The following is an 18461-nucleotide window of genomic DNA, read 5'->3' as shown; positions in this document are numbered from 1 at the left end:
GCAGAAGGCTTGCTTGCATAACAAATCGTCATTGCGAGTAACTAAAAGGAGCGTGGCAATCTCATAAACTAGGGTGCCTGAGATCGCGTACGTACAAAACTTACAGTTTTTCCGTAGCTTATGACGAAGAATCTATCCATGCAGCAAAACCGAGAATGATATTATCCTCTCTACTTATCTTCTTGTTTAACTCTCTCTTTTGTTTCCAGCTGCTTATTAATAAGCAACCCTGTAATTACATCATAAGCACGAGCAAATTGATAATCTTTTTTGTATAATTCCGATAATTCATTCTCTTCTTGTTTATTATTTTTGGCTTTTGTTGCTTTTTGGCTATCTTTGTTTTTTTCATTATCATTCTTCAAATAATTTTTTAAAGAACTCTCAGAAAAACGCTTATCTATTTTTTTCACTTCTGGATACTCAACTTTCGCCGGCTCAATTAAAATATCAGGCTCTATTCCTTCTGCTTGAATAGAACGACCGCTTGGGGTGTAATATTTAGATATAGTCAGTTTTACGGCAGCCCTAGAATTGATTTGCGTTAAAGCCTGAACTGATCCTTTACCGAAAGACTTAGTACCAAGTATTATTGCTCTTTTATGATCTTGCAAAGCTCCAGCAACTATTTCCGAGGCAGAGGCAGAATTACCGTTTATTAAAACTATCATAGGTACTTTGGGAGCTTTTAACGAAAACTCATTTGCTTTAATTTCGCTATTACTTGATGTAGTTCTACCTTTTGTTGTTACAATTACACCTGAATCAATAAAATAATCACTAACAGCAATAGCTTGATCGAGTATACCTCCGGCATTATTACGTAAATCTAGAATTATACCTTTAAGGTCATCTTTACCCTCAGTTTTTAACTTCTTTACTGCTGCCTTCAGCGCAGAAATTGTTGACTCATTAAAAGTAGTTATACGTATATATGCAATATTATTTTTTTCTAAATGTGCTTTTATCGGCGTGATTTTTACTATTTCGCGAGTAAGCTCTAGCTCTTGGGGTTTTGCCTCTTCTTCCTTAATTATCAACAATTTAACCTTAGTACCAGGCGTACCACGCATCTCTTTTATAGCTTTATTAGGACCAAGCGTAGAGACTAACTCGTCATTCACGCCTACTATATAATCCCCACCTTTAAGCCCTGCTTTGAAAGCCGGCAAATCGTCAATAGGCGATATTATCTTAATTGCTCCGCTATCATACATTATTTCAACACCGATTCCACCGAATTCACCTTTTGTAAAAGTAAAAATATCTTCTAAATCCTCATCGGTATAATAGCTTGAATGGGGATCAAGTGAGTTTAACATACCGTTAATTGCTTCATCTATCATTTTTTGCCTATCGGGTACCTGTACATAAGCCTTTTCGATACGTTCAAATACGTCTTGAAATTGCTTATAAGCTTCCTGATTTGATATTTTATTTTCAGTTTCTTTTTCTCCTTCTGCAAATGCACAAATAGAATTTATAATAAAAAATAGTGTTATAATTAAACGTAATAACATAATACTCCAAATATGTGTGTTTTTTAAGCAAAGCGTCATTGCAAGGAAAATTACGAAGTAATTTGACGAAGCAATCTCAGGATATTTGACGAGATTGCCGCGTCGCCTATGGCTCCTCGCAATAACGATTAAATATCAAGCTCACTAATAATTTTATCCATTTTAACTAAAGCCTGTTCATAAATAAATTGAAATCTTTTTTCCGGCTTTTTACCCATTAAATCATCTACTATTTTATCAACATTTTGAAAATCTTCTAAAGTTACCTTTAAAAGCGATCTTTTTTCCGGATGCATAGTAGTTTCCTTTAATTGTGCAGGCATCATTTCACCAAGACCTTTAAACCTACCTACTTCAATTTTCGCTTTACTAGCTTTTAATAATTTATCCGTTAACTTAGCTTTTTCCTCTTCATCACCTGCATAATAAGTTTTATTAGACTGCGTTAAACGATAAAGCGGAGGCTTAGCTAGATATAAATGCCCCTCTTCTACCAATTTCGGCATTCGTAAAAAAAAGAAAGTCATTAATAGCGAAGCTATATGAGCACCGTCAACATCTGCATCAGTCATAATAATTATTTTTTCATAACGCAGATTTTCTTTTTTATAATTCTTTAAACTACCGCAGGCAAGAGCTATTTCTAAATCTTGTATTGCTTGATTATTAACGATTTTCTCAAGCGTAGAACTCGCAACATTTAGAACTTTACCCCATAGCGGTAATACTGCTTGCGTTTCTCTATTACGTGCTTGTTTTGCAGAGCCTCCTGCCGAATCACCTTCTACAATAAATAATTCCGTCCCTTCAGGTGAAGTGCGTGTGCAATCGGCAAGTTTACCGGGTAAACGTAATTTTTGAGTGGCATTTTTACGGGAAATATTTTTTTCGTTTTTCTTACTGATTCTAAACTCAGCAATACTAATTACATGCTCAAGTAAATTAGTAGCTAAAGCTTTATCGCTACTAAGAAAATGGTCAAAATGATCTTTTATTATATTCTCGACCGGTTTACTTACACCGTTTGATACTAATTTTTCCTTAGTTTGTCCTTGAAAAGACGGCTCAGCTATAAAAATAGACAGTACGACACTTGTGGTTTCTAAAATATCCTCAATAGTTAGATTAGCAGCTTTTTTATTCCCTATCATTTCACCATATGCTTTAAGCCCACGTAAAATAGCCGACTTAAGTCCTTGCTCATGTGTTCCTCCTTGAGGAGTCGGGACAGTATTACAATATGATTGCACAAATGCCGAGCTATCGTTATTTTGCCAACAAATCGCCCATTCAAGTTTTATCCTGTCCGGCGTAGACTCTATATTACCTGCAAAAATTCCTGGAATAACTAAATTATCTAAAGTTATTTTTGAACTTAAATAATCTTTTAAACCGTTCGGGAAACTTATTAACGCCTTTTTAGGTATATCTGACTGTACTTCTACTTCGCATACCCATTCTATAGTAACACCGCGATATAAATAAGCTTTTGACCTTGCAAGCTCATAAATCTTTTTAGGGTTAAAATGTAATTTTTCACTAAAAATTTCCGGATCGGGAGTGAAATTTATTGATGTACCTCTTAGCCTTTTAGATGCTTCTTCACATATTAAATCAGTTAATTTTTCTCCTTTAGAATAACTTTGGCTATATAATTTACCTTGTTTATAAACCTTTATTTCTAAATGTTTAGATAAAGCATTTACTACCGATATTCCAACACCATGCAATCCGCCTGCAGTATGATAAACATTATTTGAGAATTTACCTCCTGAATGAAGAGTAGTTAAAATTACTTCTAAAGCTGATTTGTCAGGAAATTTAGGATGATTATCAATAGGGATACCGCGACCGTTATCAAATATAGTAATACTATGATCATGATGCATTTTTATCGTGATGATACTTGCAAAGCCGGCGACTGCTTCATCCATAGCATTATCCAGCACCTCAGATACTAAATGATGCATAGCATTTGAATCAGTACCCCCGATATACATCCCCGGTCTTTTACGAACAGGCTCAAGCCCCTCTAATACTTCAATATCTTTTGCACTATAGTTATTATCGACTAGCTTATTTTTCTTTTCTTTGTTAAAGCTGAATAAATCGCTCATATATTAGAGATTTAATTAATTATTTTCTCTCCTAAATTAAACTATTTAACATAGAAAAGCAATTAAGCTTTAAAGAAATTGTTTGAAAATTCTACGTAATTGCGAGGCAAAACTGTAAGTTTTGACGAAGCAATCTCAGGATTTTATACTATTTTATGAGATTGCCACGCTCCTTACAGTCGCTTGCAATGACGATAAAAATAATCTTATCAATATCCCTTAGCTTTGATTAACATACAAGCTATGTTAGTGTTTCCTTGAGCTAATGCAATATCTAATGGATATTGGCACTCATCATTTAGAGTAGAAATTTTAATACCTCGTATGACCAAAAATTTTGCTAAATAGTAATTATCGTTATAAATAGCAGCAGTTAGTAATGTCTCACCGCTTCTACCTTTTTCTTGCAATATAGGATAAACGTCAAGTAACGCACGCAACCCAAAAAGATTGTTTCTATCCACTGCTCTAAAAGCATTCTCTACTGCACTACAATAAGATAGATTGGCATAAATATCTTTCTTTTTATTTATATCATTATCATATTTAATAAAACTCTCTACAACTTTTCTTCTTTCGGCACTTGCTATCCATTCTGCTTTCTTTTGGAACAGCTCTATATATGCATACATATCCATCTGCTCTAAAGTCGCCTGCTCTGTTAGTTTACCAAGAACTATATCATCATCAGGTAAAAATAACATTTGTGTTTCATCTTTAACAAATTTTGTTACCAACTCCAATGTTTCATTATTTACGTTATTATCTTGTTTTTGAATCGTGACATTTGGAGAACTTGCCGGAGGTGATTTCTCTTGATTATTTGTAGTTTGATTATTATTAATTTGTAAAGGCTGAGGTTGATTCAACTTCACTACAACAACGGGTATAAGCGGCGTATTCCAATCTTGTTTTTTTGGGACATCTGAAACAGCTACAAATGTCTCTTGCGAGTTATTGAGTTCTGCTGAAGAATCGGTTGTAGGAATTACTTTATACGGAGTAGTAACGGGTGTATTTGGGCTAGTCGGTGTTATAGGCTGTGTAGAAGGTTGATTTGTAGGCATTACCGAAGGTGCAGGTACATTACTAAGTACTGCCGGAGGTACTGTTATCGGCATAGTACTTGATGTATTATCTTGGGTTACCGGCGGGCTAACCACAGGCGGAGAAACAGCAGGTATATTAGTTATAGAGGGCGGTGCTATCGGTGCTACGCTTTCTTCCTCTTTATTAGCATCAGGATGGGGATTAAGCGGAATAGGCTTATACACAGGCGGCAAATTGGTTGGTTTATATATTTGCACCGGTCGCTGCGGAGGCACTACATAACTTCCTGCTTGAGCCGGAGGCATAGATACTATCGGTCTCGGTACGTTAGGAATTATACTATTAGCAGCTAAATTTGTACCATTATGCTCATTAGAAGCAACTTGTGCTTCATGCATTTCATTACTTGTAACACTAGGTAACGTTGCACTACCAATATCTATAAAAGGTTCAGATGCCTCGGCTTCATTAGATTCCTGAATGTCATGAGAAGCTAAATTTACACTACTTTCATGACTGGGATTTGTATGAACGTTATCACTTGTAGTACTAGGCAATGCTGTATTACCGACATCTATAAACGGCTCAGCTTGTTCATTGTCATTAGGCTCTTGGGAAGCTAGCTTTTGTTCTTCTTGATGGGCTGCTTTAGTTTGTTCATTTGCTTGTTTAGGGGGTATATCTTTCTTTTTTGGTTTACTAAAAAATTGCTTCAATTTATCAAAAAAAGAAATATCGGCACTAGAGCGAACATCCTTATCTTTAGTATCTACTTCGGCAGCCGGTAATGATGGCGGTAAGGGCGGATGTGAAGCATAACTTTGAACTATCACTAATAATAGATTTATAAAAAATAATACCTTACATAATTTATTTAACATATAATTCCTTATTAAATAATTTATTTGATAGCAGGAGGTTGTTCGATGTCATTCCTGCGAAAGCAGGAATCCAGGGTAAAGCGAGATAAATCGAGCTTTTAATATTAAAACTTACTGTGTATATACCTTTTAATTGCTGGATTCCCGCTTCCGCGGGAATGACATAAACAAGCCATACACCTCCCCCGCTTTTAGCTAGCAATGACATTCACTCCCCTACCTCTTACTATTCTGCACCAATTTCTTTATCTCAATCTCTACTAACTCTTTAACAAGTATAGGTAGATTTTTATCAAGCCAAGCTTTAAGTTCTGGTTTTAACATCTCAACGACTAATTCTTCAAGTGCATTTTTAGATGAGATATTATTATCCAGCTTTTTATCTTTAATAGTATCAGTAAAATTTTTAAAAATATCACCTACCTCTTCAGCAGATTTAGTTGATATTAACTTTTCTTCTTCATCTTGATTTACTATTTCCGTTAGCTCTAATACATCTTCCTCTTCGCTATCATTTTCATGAATAGGATTTTTACGCGCGTTTATTACTCCTTTAATCGATTTTAATATGTCTTCTATCGACATATCTTGGTTCTTTTTATTGTCCTTAATCACGTTAGAAACCTATAAACATTTTCTTTTTAATAGTCTTAAACTCTTCTTCAGGACTAAAATATTTTACTTTAAGTTTTAAACTTTGAGCCGTTAGCTCGCCGGTTAACAATTTCATTTGATATGCCGCAAGTACTGAAGATTTATACGCATCCACACGAGTTATTTTTGCTTCGTATAATTTTTCTTCGGCAGTTAAAACATCTAATATTGTTTTAGATCCGACTATTTCCTCTTGAACAGTACCATCATATGATATTTGAGCAGCATCCACTCCTTGATTAGCGGCAACAATACGAGATTTTGCTGCTTCAAATCCCTCCCACACGCTTACAACCCCTGCTTGGGTCTGCTTTATCACATTATCAAGCTGAACTGCACTATTTCTTGTTTGATTTTTAGCCGATCTGATTCTTGAATATTGAGCTCCTCCCTCAGGATAAATAGGGATATTTACCGAAAGAGTAGTAGTATAGCTTCTATTATTTATAGCATTTACATTTCTAGCATTTATATCACCGTGTGGATTGTAGTATGTTCTACCGGATTGCAGTTGCACACTTACTTGCGGTAATAATTTCCCTTTTTCTGCCATTTCTAAAGCTTTAGCCGCAGTGACATTATGCCTTGCCGAATCAATATCAGGATTGAGTTTAGCAGCTCTGCCAGTTAACTCATCTAATGAAGCAGGTAACATTTTAGGTAACTCAGGCATAGTTATATTAGTCGGCTCTATTCCAAATACTCTAATAAAATTTGCTTTTTTTTCTTGAAAATCGGCATAAGCAGCTAGTTTATTCGTTTCTGCTGCTGCAAGCCCCGCTCTTGCGGTTGCTATATCTACTTCCGTTGCTTCTCCAAGTCTTAATTTTTCCTCAACGGTGTTAACTTGTTGTATGTTAGTGCGAACTCTACTTTCGGAAATATCATATTTCGCTTTGCTCTCAAAACAATCAAGATACGCAGTTATTAAATCTAATAATATTTTTTGTTCACCGGCATAATATGCACCCCGTGCAGCTCTAAATCCTGCTTGAGCAGCTTTAAGAGCTGCAACGCTAGAACCACCATTAAATAGAGACTGTTGAATTGTTAATGCACCTTGATCACTATCTGTTTCCCTTGGAGTAAGACCAAGCCTATCAGCATATTTTTTATTATATTTAGTCTTATTATGTTGTCTATTAATCTGTAATCCGGCACTAGGCATAAACCCCGAAAAAGCTCGCGGAAACTGCTCAATCGAGTCTAAAAACTTAATTCTAGCAGCTTTCAGCTCCTCATTATTCTTATATCCTTCAGTTAAAGCTCCCTGCAAATCAACTGCTGCAACCGAACTAGTTAGTAATAATGTAACAATAAATGTAATTAATTTACGCATAAATTTCTTGAATAATTGATAATATGTTAGTTAGATTAGTTTAATCTTTCAAAAATATACCTATATCCTAATAAAACAATATAAATCTATTGTAGCAATGTTAGCACGTAATATAACAAAAATTAATCTCAAGGGCAATGATAACTATTTTACATTTTATTTTACAGTTATAAAGCTTTAAGATTAATTAATATTTGATAACAAAATAAAATTTTATGTCTATAATTGATTTTTCTAGTTTCAGCGGATTAAATAAAGAATCACGAAGACTTTTAATAAAATTAAAAGGTTTTACCAAATCTTTGAAAATGAATGTAAAAGATTTAGAAGATCTTATTTTATATTTTACAAAATTCTTTAATGAATTATTTCACACTGAAAATATCGATGTAGCGAAAATAGAAAAACTTTTTAATAGTACAATCCAAGAATCTATAACTACTTTATCTGAAGCGCTTGAGAAAGCATATCAAGAACAGTTAAAAAACAAAAGATATCTTTTTATTTGACAGGATTATTGTAGAAAAATGTTTAAATGTTTTAGAACACATTTTATTTCAGCAAGAATGAGATACACTCTATCCTGAAGCTTCTAAAAAAATTATAGAATCATTAGACAATATATTAGTCGGGGTTATATCGACTCAAATACCGATGCTTGGAATATTTATACAAACAAGAGGAACACTTGAAAAAGTAAATAATCTTATTAACTCTGAAAAAATTATTGCCAAAAATAACAACATTGCATAATGATATAAAAGAAATAAGGAAAGAAGCTAAATCTCATGAGAAGCTTGAAAACATCTATGAAAAAGCCAAAAAAGTTGCTACAATTTCAGAAATATCAAAAGAACCGACTCGAAAAATTATTGAAATAGCAAATAAAAACCCTAATAACCAAGCTTCACTAGAGAATATTGTAAAAGCTACTAAAGCTATACCAAAAAGCAAAGATGCAGTAGAAGCAAAAATAACAGAACTAAAAAGTAATATTGGAAGTGCAATTCCACAAGATACAAATATTGACAAATTAAACTCTGTAAAGAATACTATTTCTGGTAATCTAAATGAAGCTAAAACAGAATTATTAAAAGTATTATATCCGGAAGCTTCTTGTAGCGAAAAGATAGAATCCTTATGTAAAGCAGCAGAAAAAGCTACGAAAATTGCAAGCAACATAAAAAAATAGTAGGAGTAATACCAGGAAGTCAAGAACTCGGCAATGTTATAAGTCTCACAATAAAAACTAACTTATTACCACCTCCGGTCTTAGCAATTGCAAAGCTAACTCCTGATATAGCTAACTTAGTTAATATAGGTAAAGCAGTGGTTACTATACTTTCTAAAACACACAACTTAACTCAACAACAAGGAAGAGCAAAATAGTGTCTAATTCTAATACTCATATTTTAATTGCCATAGGTTGCTTATTAGCATTATTATTAATATTTTTAATGTATAAGAAAATAGCAGCACGTAAAAACAATATATTACCTGCTGAAGGAGGTAATATTGCTGATTCGCCAAATGTGGCACTTAATAGTCAAACACCAGAAAATAAAAAGCTGACATTACAAGAAAGAATAGAACTATCTTGGAAATTCCTTTATAATATCACAGAAGTTATTTTAAATAAATTCTCTAAAGAAGATGTTATTCAAGTGAATAAATGCGGTCAAGTTTTATTTGAAAATGGCGTTAGATATGAACATGTAGTCGATCTTGCAATTCCTCAAGTTAAGTCTCATACTCAAACAGTTGAACAAGAACAATCTAAAGGAAAAAAAGCCTTAGGGGTATAACTCTTTTCTTTGAAAAGTAGTATTTTATACTCTTCTTTAAAGCATGTTTAAAATCAATTATGTTTTTTATCTTTTACTTATATACTAATATAACTATTTAGGAGTTTATTCCTAAATAGTAATTTTTTAGGAATAAACTCCAATTAAGTTAGATTATAAAAGGCAGCATTCTTAGCTAAATAGGTAAATTTTATTTAAACTATGTCTAATATATATCTTGTTACTATATCGTTTAATAAAAGTAAGCAATTCTTATTATTGGCATTTACTTTGTAGTTTTATCGGTTCTTTATACCAAAACGGTAATATATTAAATAATGGAGAATTTTTAGTCTTACAAAAAATAAATTGGTTTTTTATGCAGTAATTCCTAATAAAGATGCTTTGTATGCTTCACATTTAAGCTATCATGCATTGAAAGATAAAGATGAATTAAGAGCAATTGGGCGTAATAATTAGTTATAAAATAACAGCAGACTATGTTATGCAACACCTATTGATATCGAAAAAAATATTGAAAATGCAAAATTTATCTATTTATATCCTATTTCATGGTCAAAAGCTTATGAAGAGCAGCTTATATTACGTACAGATGATGGGAGATATCTACCTTTATATATAATAAATGATAAAGACCGATCTATGCACGTTCTAATTATTCAAATTGTCCATCTTGTAAAAAAGATTGGCAATTCAAAACAACATTTCATGAAATATTTGATTATAAATGTAATAAATGCCTTTTATTAGGTTATGAAACTTCATAGTTAGCTTTTTGTTGCCTAGAGATATCTTACATATTCTTAATATAACGCCGGTTTAAACAAATCCGTTAACTTGATGCTCCCAGAGTTCCTTAAAAGTGCCGTCTTCTACGATCTTGCCTTTATCCATAACAATAATTCTATCCATATGCTTGATAGTAGATAATCTGTGGGCTATAGCAATTATAGTGACATTCTCAATATCAAGCATGGTATTAATAGATTTTTGTACTTCTTGCTCTGTATGGCTATCAAGGCTTGAAGTTGCTTCATTTAAAACCAAAATCGGAGCGTTTTTAAGAATAGCACGGACAATTGCTATACGTTGCCTCTGTCCACCACTTAGCTTTACTCCTCTCGCACCGACAATGGTGTTATATTTTTCCGGTAAACTTTCGATAAATTCATAAATATTTGCAGCTTTGGCGGCATTTGCTATTTCCCAAGGCAAAGCATTCTCTTTTGCATATCCGATATTCTTACCTACTGAGCGATGAAAAAGCATAATATCTTGAGGAATTAATGATATCTGCTCCCACAGGCTGTCAAAGGAAGTATCGTAAAGGCTTTGGTTATCGATTATAATATCGCAAATTCCGGCTTAAAATTTTTCAATAATAATGCAATTAAAGTGGATTTACCGCTACCTGAATTCCCGACAATACCCACTTTCTCACCGGCTTTAATATACAAATTAAGAGACTGGAATACACTACTCCCCTCTTTATAAGCAAACGATATATCCTTAAATATAATCTCCCCTTTGAAGATTTTTAATTCAGCAGCATTTTTTATCTATAGTATCTTGTGGGATTTGCATGATTGTAAAGGCGGAGCGAAACGCTGCTATATCTTCTAAAAAGTCTTTAAGTTCCATAGTGGCATGCCACAAATTTTCAGTAACTAAAAAAGTAAGGGACATAATAAAAGCAATATCGCCGATACTAATTTCATCAAGATTACGTTAAATGAATTACATACACAAATACACCTATATACCCAATATACTAAACTGAGTATTATACAAATAATTAAATCATATTTGTAATATTTTTGTTAGAGGATGTACATTATGGTAATAATCATTTACTTTATTTAATTCTCGCTGCTTTGCTGCAAACGAAAAAATAGTAAAGATGTTTATAATACAATCAGCTACCAAGAATCTTGCTTATCTTGTTCCATTGTAGTAAGTCTAGTAAAAAACTGTAAAGCAAGCGGTAAGTCAATAGCCATAAAGGTACTAATGACAACAAATACTTTAATATTAGTAAGACCCAGTGCAATAGCGGAAAGCAAGGTAATTAATAACGGTTTGCTTCATTGATACTCGATTGCTTAGTGCATTTTATAATAATAATCACCTATGCCCCGTACTCTTCCAACGATAAAACCGGAAAGGTTATTTTGAAAATAAGTATACGGCAAATTAAAACAGTGATTACATATTTTATGCATCATGCCTTGAAAGATATGAGGCATTGCTTTAAGTTGTGCAAAGTTATGAGCACGCCAAGCACCATCAAGTATAGCTTGTGCTGCTACAAACCATATTATCGGTTTATAACTTTGAGCAAATATAATCTTTTCATTTTGGGTAAATAAATCAAGCAAAAGCTTTACGGCATAATTATATATAATAGGATGAAAGCCGCTTGCAATAGGCCCAAGCATCATAACAAAATACCAATATTTATACGGCTTTATAACAGACCATAAAAAAGAAACAGAATAAGTTTTGATTTTCATAAGTTGAGAAATGTATGTTATTCTGAGATAAAAGCGGCCTTATTACATGGCCCATTTCATATCATACCTGCGTGCCCTTGTTGCATGACTCTTATGTCATTCCCACAAAAGCGGGAATCCAGTACTTTAAAGCTTTATTTGAAAAGTAAAATTTATAAAAAAAATCTTGGTCTAAAAGATTTATTTGGAAAGCTCGATTTATCTCGCTTTACCCTAGATTCCCGCCTGCGCGGGCATGACATCGACCCTTAAGTTGTCACCCATGTGCGATCAACGGAATGACATTATTGTAGATAATCTATTAATATATTAGTATCAAAGGTAGCTTTCATTCGTTCCACTCATTACATAATTTAGCCTAATATTCTACACTATCTAGATTTTTATCTTTCCAGAGTTCAAAAGCGTTTTCAAATGCCTTATTATTGTGATCATTACTAGCAATGTAACTAGTTAAAGCTTGCCCAATAATTTTATCTCTTGATATTTTTTTCTTGGATAGTTTATCTAGAATTTTAATTTGCGAATCAGCTATATTAATAATAGTTCTCACATAATCTCTTTAGAATTTTTTCCTAATTAGGATATCATATCCCTATGATACGTATTATTATCTTATATCATCCTTTAGATTTAAAAACTACAAGTATTTCTCATTCTCTTCTTTAACCACAGCTATTAACTGCTCAACCGATAATACTTCTTGGTCAGTAGTTCCAAGCCTTCTAATCGCTACTTGTTTATTTTCTTGCTCTTGTTTACCGATTACTGCAATCATCGGTATTTTTTGATTAGAAAACTCACGAATCTTATAGTGAATTTTATCAGGTGAGATATTAAAATCCGTTCTTACCCCGTTATCAATTAAAGCTTTCCGCACTTCCAAAGCGTAATCGTTCAAATCGCTGGTAATAGTTGCAATAGCAACCTGCACTGGTGCAAGCCAAAGCGGAAACCTACCTGCATATTCTTCGATCAATATACCAATAAAACGCTCAAGTGAGCCAAGGATCGCTCTATGTAGCATTACGGGTCTTTTTTTCTCTCCGCTTGCTGCAACATAGCTAGCGTCTAACCGCTCCGGCAAAACAAAATCCATCTGAAGCGTACCGCATTGCCATTGCCGCCCTATCGCATCGGTTAATACAAACTCAAGCTTCGGACCGTAAAATGCCCCCTCGCCCGGGTTTAGTGTATAAGTAAACCCTGCTTGTTCTACTGCTTCTTTTAAAGCATTTTCAGCCTTATCCCAAACTTCATTGCGCCCTGCTCTGATTTCAGGACGATCAGAGAATTTTACCTTTATATCAGTAAAGCCGAAATCCTTATAAACTTCAGTCAGTAATTTACAAAAACTACTCGTTTCATCGGTAATTTGTTCCGCAGTACAAAATATATGTGCATCGTCTTGCACTAAACTCCGCACTCTCATTAAACCGTGCAATGCACCGGATGCCTCATTACGATGGCACAAACCAAACTCCGACATACGAAGAGGTAAATCACGATAACTCTTGATACCTTGTTTGAAAATCTGCACGTGGCAAGGACAGTTCATCGGCTTCAAAGCTAATGTCTTGTCGTCTGTTTCTAACGCAAACATATCATCACGAAACTTTTCCCAATGTCCTGAAGCCTCCCAAAGGCTTTTATCGACCAAAACAGGAGTCTTAACTTCGGTATAACCGTTTTTACGAATCTTTTTCCTAATATACTGCTCAATGGTATTATATATACTCCAGCCTTTATCATGCCAAAATACCATTCCTTGAGCTTCTTCTTGGAAGTGGAATAAATCAAGCTCACGCCCAAGCTTTCTATGATCACGCTTTTCGGCTTCTTCAAGCATCAAGAGGTAACTATCTAGCTGCTCCTTCGTGGCCCAAGCAGTGCCGTATATACGCTGCAACATCTCATTACGACTATCACCTCGCCAATACGCTCCTGCAACTTTCATCAACTTAAAATGCTTAACAACCCCTGTAGAAGGAGCATGCGGACCTCGGCATAGATCAATAAAATTACCTTGCCTGTATAAAGTAATTGGCTCACCTGCCGAAATTGAAGCAATAATTTCGGCTTTATAATGCTCTCCTATCGATTTAAAAAACTCTACGGCTTTATCCCTATCCCATAGCTCTCTTGTTACTTGCTCGTTCTTTTGTGAAAGTTCTTGCATTTTAGCTTCTATAACGGCTAAATCATCATTGGTAAAAGGTTTATCACGAGCAAAATCGTAATAATAACCGTTTTCAATTGCAGGACCAATCGTTACCTGAGTTTCAGGGAATAGTTCCTTTACTGCTTCTGCTGTTAAATGTGCCGCATCGTGCCTTATTATCTCGAGACATTCAGGATCTTTCGCAGTTAAAATACGAAGCTTGCAATCATTGTCAATTACGATACTTAAGTCTTGAAGCTCACCGTTTATTTCAGCAACCATTGCTGCTTTAGCAAGTGACATTGAAATTGCATTTGCTACTTCATAGGCAGTAATGTTTTTTGCAAATTGTTTTATACTCCCATCGGGAAAGGAAATATTAATCATTCTTTTATAACTTATTTTTTCTTCAAATTTTTTACTTGTAGACCTTAGCTTGTAGCTCTTATTTCATTCCTGCAAAAGCAGGAATGACACTTAGACTACTTGCTTTCTTGATCTATTATAGCCATGGCATTTATCAATTCTAATACTCTTGCATCACTAAGGATCTGATCAATAGTTTTATCGTTAAAGGTTAGTCCGGCGTCTTTACTTTTCACATCCACTACTAAAGATTCACCGTCTTTTAATTCAGAATTTTTACTAAAAACTTCTATTGCCCTAAAGCCGTATTGCTTTATTATTGAAGATTGTTTTCCTAGATTTAAAGCAAATTCCTTAGAATCTTCTATTTTATTAAGCACCGGTACAATAGCATTATTAGTATAATGCACAAAATTATTTATAACTACACTCGGATCCGATAATTTTATTACGCTTTCTAGATTCAGAGGATTATCTATACTAGGCATATCAATATCAATAGCAAAATTAAAATCATCCATTACAAGATTAGTTTTACTGGATAATTTTTTTGCTTCAGGATCAAACTCACCTTTTAAATTAAATTCGGAATTATTTATTTTTGCAAAAACACCCATTACTCTTTCTCCATCTTCTTGAGTAATAGGGCTAGTTAGTTTAAAAAATTTATCTAACTCAGCTCTTTTGTTTAAACCATTACTAAAGTAGCTTCCTAAAGCTTCAGCTGCAGTTTTTTGGTATGTTTCAGAAGGTTCTATAGTAGATTTAATATTTAAAGCAAAATCAAAAATTTTATCTTTTTCTATATTTAATTTATATAAATTACTTTCTACTTTTCCTTTTCTTTCAATATCACAAGCAAATAAAAACGGCTTACCTTTTACTAATGCTCCTAACATCTGCATAAAAATAACAGCATACATATTCTCATTTTGCCTTTGATCTAGAGAAAAATTTTGAATTAATAATTTCCCAAGAGCTACTAACTCATCACTATATTTTAGTTTTAATTTGGAATTGTAAGAAATAGGTAAATTCAATATATCTAACTTTGTCAAACCATACTCAAAGAAAGCAGTATCAGAGTTATTAGCTATTTGATCTCTCAAAAATTCAAAAATTTTATCATATAAATTTCTTCTGTAATTTTCAGAAATAAAAGAAACAGTATTTTTTCCATCCAAAATTAACAAATTAAGGTTATCCGATGTCTTAGTATTAGTAATTACAGAATTACTAATATCACTCTCTGCTAATTTTTCTGCATCTAAAGAACTATAAAGAGTTGATTTATTGGCACTCAAGCTTAATTGCCAATAATCAGGCTCTCTATTAAACAAAGATTTTCTAAACCAAATTGTGGTATGATGATCAGGTGAGTAAAAAATATTTTTTTCATCCTGAGCGGTAGTAATTTTTACATTATTTCCGTAAGAATCAATTTTTGTAATATTCAAAAACGGTATATGTCTAATAACTATTTCATCACAATAAAAATCTATAGGTTTTAACATTACTTTATTTAAAGTAACACTAAATCCATATTGATTAACTTTTATTTCATCATAAGTTATATATTCTTCATATTTATCAAGAATAGAGATAATATTTTCTTTACTTTGATGTTCAAATTTATAGGCAGCATATCCCCACCCTACTAGGATTAGAGCTATAAAGCTTATTATAATAAATCGTATTTTCATCTTTTTTACTGTAAAAAATTATTAAAAATCAGAAATGTCCTGCGTAGACACCTAATCGTCATTGCGAGCAGCCGTAGGCTGCGTGGCAATCTCATCAAATATCCTGTGAGATTGCTTTGTCAAGTACTTCGTAATTTTCCTCGCAATGACGAAAAACTGAACTTTGTAATAAAACCTTAAACAGTCCAAAATAGCATATATCGCTTAAAAAATATATTTATTTTTCTTTTAAACGATCAGCTATTAGCTTATATGATTCAAAAACCTTATTTGGTTCTTTTTCAAGCAATTCAAATCCCAATTTTTCATTACTGTTAATATGCCATAATCTACAATTATCCGGACTAATTTCATCAGTTAACATAATGATAGATTCTTCACTGTTAAACACACGCCCAAATTCTAATTTACACTCAACAAGCCGAATCCCGACACCGATAAATAAGCCGCTTAGAAAATCATATATACGCAAAGCCTGCTCTTTTACCGCTTTAATTTCATCCCTAGTTAACCAACCAAAATTTAATATTTGATACTCATTAACTATCGGATATTTAAATTCACGACTTCGGACCTTAAAATCAATGATAGGTTTATCAAATACATACCCTTCATCAATTCCGAATTCTTTTACAAATCTACTGCACGCTACTGATGATATTATTACTTGTATCGGGAAAACCTCAACATATTGAATTAATTGCTCCCTCATATTTATTTTTTCGATAAAATGATTTTCAATGCCGATCATTTCCAGTTTATCCATTAGAAAGGAAGAAATATTATTATTAAGTACTCCTTTACCTGATATATCAACAATCTCACCTGTTTCTAAAATAGCCTTATCGGAAAAAGCCATTATAAGTAAAAAATCTTCTTCAGCAGAATATAAAATTTTACTTGAACCTTCATATAATTTTTTTTTCATTTATTTGTCTCAAAATTCATTTTCCTCATCATTGCGAGAAAATTACGAAGTAATTGACGAAGCAATCTCAGGAGCTTGTTATTATTTCATGAGATTGCTACGCAGCCTACGGCTGCTCGCAATGACGACTCTGGTATCCACACAAGCATATCATTAAAATCCCTGAAGATCATTCGGACCAATAATTGCCGACGTAGTAGTACCACTAAATATTTTATTTGCTGTATTAATAATATCATCAGCTTTTATGCTCATGATAATTTCCATAATCTCTGCAGGAGAAATATATTGACCGAAAACAGAATAATTTTTACCTATTTCTTCTGACTTATAGGTATTTTTCTCTTGAGCCATTTGTAAATTACTACGTAGTTGTGTTTTAGCTCTAAGGATTTCTTCTGTGCTTACTTGTTCAGTCATTTTTATTATTTCGTTTTTAATCTCTCTATATAATAATTCTAATTTATCATGTGCAGTGGATGCATAAATTGTAAACACTCCACTATCAAAATAAGCACTATTATAACTACCTACTGCATATGCTAAACCTAATTTCTCACGAATACTTTGAAATAAACGCGATGACATACCGCCACCGAATATTATAGAAAGTAGATGGGTTTGGTAAAGCTTTTCTAAATTAATATATGATGTACCTTCAAACCCTAGCACTAAACTAGTTTGCTCTAACTCCTTATTAATAAAGCCGTGTCCGCCTATGTATTTTGCCGGAATAAAGCTACTTTTTACTCCTTGCTTCAAAGAAGAAAATAACTGTTCCGCTATAATTACTATTTTATCATGATCAATATTACCGGCAATTGATAAATAGAGATTTTCAGCATTATAATGTTTATCTATAAAATTAAAAAAATGTTCTTTCGTAAAAGTTGCAAGGGTTTTAGCAGTACCTAAGATTGACTTACCCAATGGTTGTTCTCTATAAACTTTATTATAAAATTTCTCATATACTAGGTCATCTGGATTATCCTGATGATGAGCAATTTCCTGCATGATCACCTGATATTCCTTAGCTATTTCCTCATCAGAAAAAATAGAATTTTGAATTATATCGGCAAGTATATTAAGTGCTTTATCACAATTTTCAGACAAAACTCGTGCATAATATACCGTATTCTCATGACCGGTATAGGCATTAAAATGTCCGCCTATAGAATCAAACGCTTCCGCTATCTGTTTTGCTGTTCTAGTTTTTGTACCTTTAAAAGCCATATGCTCAAGAAAGTGAGATATGCCATCCTCTTCTACATTCTCATAACGTGCTCCAACTTTAGCAATTAAATTTATTGCTACTGAATTAACATAAGGCATATTATATGTTAAAATTGTCAAACCGTTTTTTAATTTACTAACATTAAAATTTTCTTTCATAATTTATCTTTTATTTTCTAAATTGTCATTGC

Annotated in this window: 21 protein-coding genes; 4 read left to right on the top strand and 17 right to left on the bottom strand. The window is 33.0% G+C overall.

Annotation, left to right across the window (positions count from 1 at the left end):
• Window positions 1-170: 170 nt before the first annotated feature.
• From BG75_RS02115 to BG75_RS02090, 6 genes are all read right to left on the bottom strand, one after another.
• A complete protein-coding gene (locus BG75_RS02115; protein WP_062811275.1) occupies window positions 171-1520 on the bottom strand; it encodes a S41 family peptidase in 1350 nt (449 codons plus the stop codon).
• Window positions 1521-1648: 128 nt separating this feature from the next.
• On the bottom strand, window positions 1649-3637 hold the full coding sequence (gene parE, locus BG75_RS02110; RefSeq protein WP_062811274.1) for a DNA topoisomerase IV subunit B: 1989 nt from the start codon (window positions 3635-3637) through the stop codon (window positions 1649-1651).
• Between the two features lie 209 nt (window positions 3638-3846).
• The gene (locus BG75_RS02105) at window positions 3847-5568 is read right to left on the bottom strand and encodes an ankyrin repeat domain-containing protein (RefSeq protein WP_062811273.1); all 1722 of its coding nucleotides are present in this window, start codon (window positions 5566-5568) and stop codon (window positions 3847-3849) included.
• Complete coding sequence (locus BG75_RS09500; protein ID WP_062811272.1) at window positions 5558-5776, bottom strand: hypothetical protein; 219 nt, start codon at window positions 5774-5776, stop codon at window positions 5558-5560. The genes BG75_RS02105 and BG75_RS09500 overlap by 11 nt, the downstream gene beginning before the upstream one ends.
• Window positions 5777-5784: 8 nt before the next feature.
• Window positions 5785-6183: a DUF2497 domain-containing protein gene (locus BG75_RS02095; protein WP_062811271.1), complete on the bottom strand. Its 399-nt coding sequence runs from the start codon at window positions 6181-6183 to the stop codon at window positions 5785-5787.
• Between the two features lies 1 nt (window position 6184).
• Window positions 6185-7561, bottom strand: coding sequence for a TolC family protein (locus BG75_RS02090; protein ID WP_062811270.1), 1377 nt, complete (start codon window positions 7559-7561; stop codon window positions 6185-6187).
• A 215-nt stretch (window positions 7562-7776) separates the two neighbouring features.
• Between BG75_RS02090 and BG75_RS02085 the strand changes: the two genes are divergently transcribed.
• Both BG75_RS02085 and BG75_RS02080 read left to right on the top strand, forming a co-directional pair.
• Window positions 7777-8070, top strand: coding sequence for a hypothetical protein (locus BG75_RS02085; protein WP_252903585.1), 294 nt, complete (start codon window positions 7777-7779; stop codon window positions 8068-8070).
• A 218-nt stretch (window positions 8071-8288) separates the two neighbouring features.
• Window positions 8289-8753 (top strand): hypothetical protein, encoded by a 465-nt coding sequence (locus BG75_RS02080; protein ID WP_062811269.1) that lies wholly within the window; start codon window positions 8289-8291, stop codon window positions 8751-8753.
• 19 nt (window positions 8754-8772) lie between these two features.
• Here the strand turns inward: BG75_RS02080 and BG75_RS09495 are convergent, their stop codons facing one another.
• Window positions 8773-8919 (bottom strand): hypothetical protein, encoded by a 147-nt coding sequence (locus tag BG75_RS09495; RefSeq protein ID WP_196242470.1) that lies wholly within the window; start codon window positions 8917-8919, stop codon window positions 8773-8775.
• A 30-nt stretch (window positions 8920-8949) separates the two neighbouring features.
• Here BG75_RS09495 and BG75_RS02075 point away from each other — a divergent pair, with 30 nt between their 5' ends.
• Together BG75_RS02075 and BG75_RS10515 are read left to right on the top strand one after the other, a co-directional pair.
• Entirely contained in the window at window positions 8950-9366 is a 417-nt protein-coding gene (locus BG75_RS02075) for a DUF2660 domain-containing protein (RefSeq protein ID WP_062811268.1), read from the top strand.
• 638 nt (window positions 9367-10004) lie between these two features.
• Window positions 10005-10133 (top strand): DUF2310 family Zn-ribbon-containing protein, encoded by a 129-nt coding sequence (locus BG75_RS10515; protein WP_368072216.1) that lies wholly within the window; start codon window positions 10005-10007, stop codon window positions 10131-10133.
• A gap of 52 nt (window positions 10134-10185) precedes the next feature.
• On the opposite strand, the gene BG75_RS02065 is transcribed toward BG75_RS10515, so the two are convergent.
• The 10 genes from BG75_RS02065 to BG75_RS02035 form a co-directional block, all read right to left on the bottom strand.
• Window positions 10186-10659 (bottom strand): ATP-binding cassette domain-containing protein, encoded by a 474-nt coding sequence (locus BG75_RS02065; RefSeq protein ID WP_252903714.1) that lies wholly within the window; start codon window positions 10657-10659, stop codon window positions 10186-10188.
• 50 nt (window positions 10660-10709) lie between these two features.
• Window positions 10710-10823: an ATP-binding cassette domain-containing protein gene (locus tag BG75_RS08635; protein WP_014419734.1), complete on the bottom strand. Its 114-nt coding sequence runs from the start codon at window positions 10821-10823 to the stop codon at window positions 10710-10712.
• An 85-nt stretch (window positions 10824-10908) separates the two neighbouring features.
• Window positions 10909-11052 (bottom strand): hypothetical protein, encoded by a 144-nt coding sequence (locus BG75_RS08630; protein ID WP_196242469.1) that lies wholly within the window; start codon window positions 11050-11052, stop codon window positions 10909-10911.
• Between the two features lie 233 nt (window positions 11053-11285).
• Window positions 11286-11429, bottom strand: coding sequence for a hypothetical protein (locus BG75_RS08155; protein ID WP_156468961.1), 144 nt, complete (start codon window positions 11427-11429; stop codon window positions 11286-11288).
• A 39-nt stretch (window positions 11430-11468) separates the two neighbouring features.
• On the bottom strand, window positions 11469-11879 hold the full coding sequence (locus BG75_RS02060) for a hypothetical protein (RefSeq protein ID WP_062811266.1): 411 nt from the start codon (window positions 11877-11879) through the stop codon (window positions 11469-11471).
• A gap of 358 nt (window positions 11880-12237) precedes the next feature.
• Window positions 12238-12432 (bottom strand): hypothetical protein, encoded by a 195-nt coding sequence (locus tag BG75_RS02055; RefSeq protein ID WP_062811265.1) that lies wholly within the window; start codon window positions 12430-12432, stop codon window positions 12238-12240.
• An 87-nt stretch (window positions 12433-12519) separates the two neighbouring features.
• The gene (thrS, locus tag BG75_RS02050; RefSeq protein WP_062811264.1) at window positions 12520-14427 is read right to left on the bottom strand and encodes a threonine--tRNA ligase; all 1908 of its coding nucleotides are present in this window, start codon (window positions 14425-14427) and stop codon (window positions 12520-12522) included.
• A 95-nt stretch (window positions 14428-14522) separates the two neighbouring features.
• Complete coding sequence (locus BG75_RS02045) at window positions 14523-16109, bottom strand: hypothetical protein (RefSeq protein ID WP_062811263.1); 1587 nt, start codon at window positions 16107-16109, stop codon at window positions 14523-14525.
• A gap of 217 nt (window positions 16110-16326) precedes the next feature.
• The gene (locus tag BG75_RS02040) at window positions 16327-17037 is read right to left on the bottom strand and encodes a phosphoribosylaminoimidazolesuccinocarboxamide synthase (RefSeq protein WP_062811262.1); all 711 of its coding nucleotides are present in this window, start codon (window positions 17035-17037) and stop codon (window positions 16327-16329) included.
• 153 nt (window positions 17038-17190) lie between these two features.
• The gene (locus BG75_RS02035) at window positions 17191-18429 is read right to left on the bottom strand and encodes a M16 family metallopeptidase (protein ID WP_062811261.1); all 1239 of its coding nucleotides are present in this window, start codon (window positions 18427-18429) and stop codon (window positions 17191-17193) included.
• Window positions 18430-18461 lie beyond the last annotated feature (32 nt).

The sequence above is a fragment of the Rickettsia endosymbiont of Proechinophthirus fluctus genome (assembly GCF_001602635.1).
GTDB lineage: Bacteria > Pseudomonadota > Alphaproteobacteria > Rickettsiales > Rickettsiaceae > Rickettsia > Rickettsia rickettsii.
Note: the sequence above shows the minus strand (reverse complement) of the source record. Positions and strands in the feature narration are given on the sequence as shown.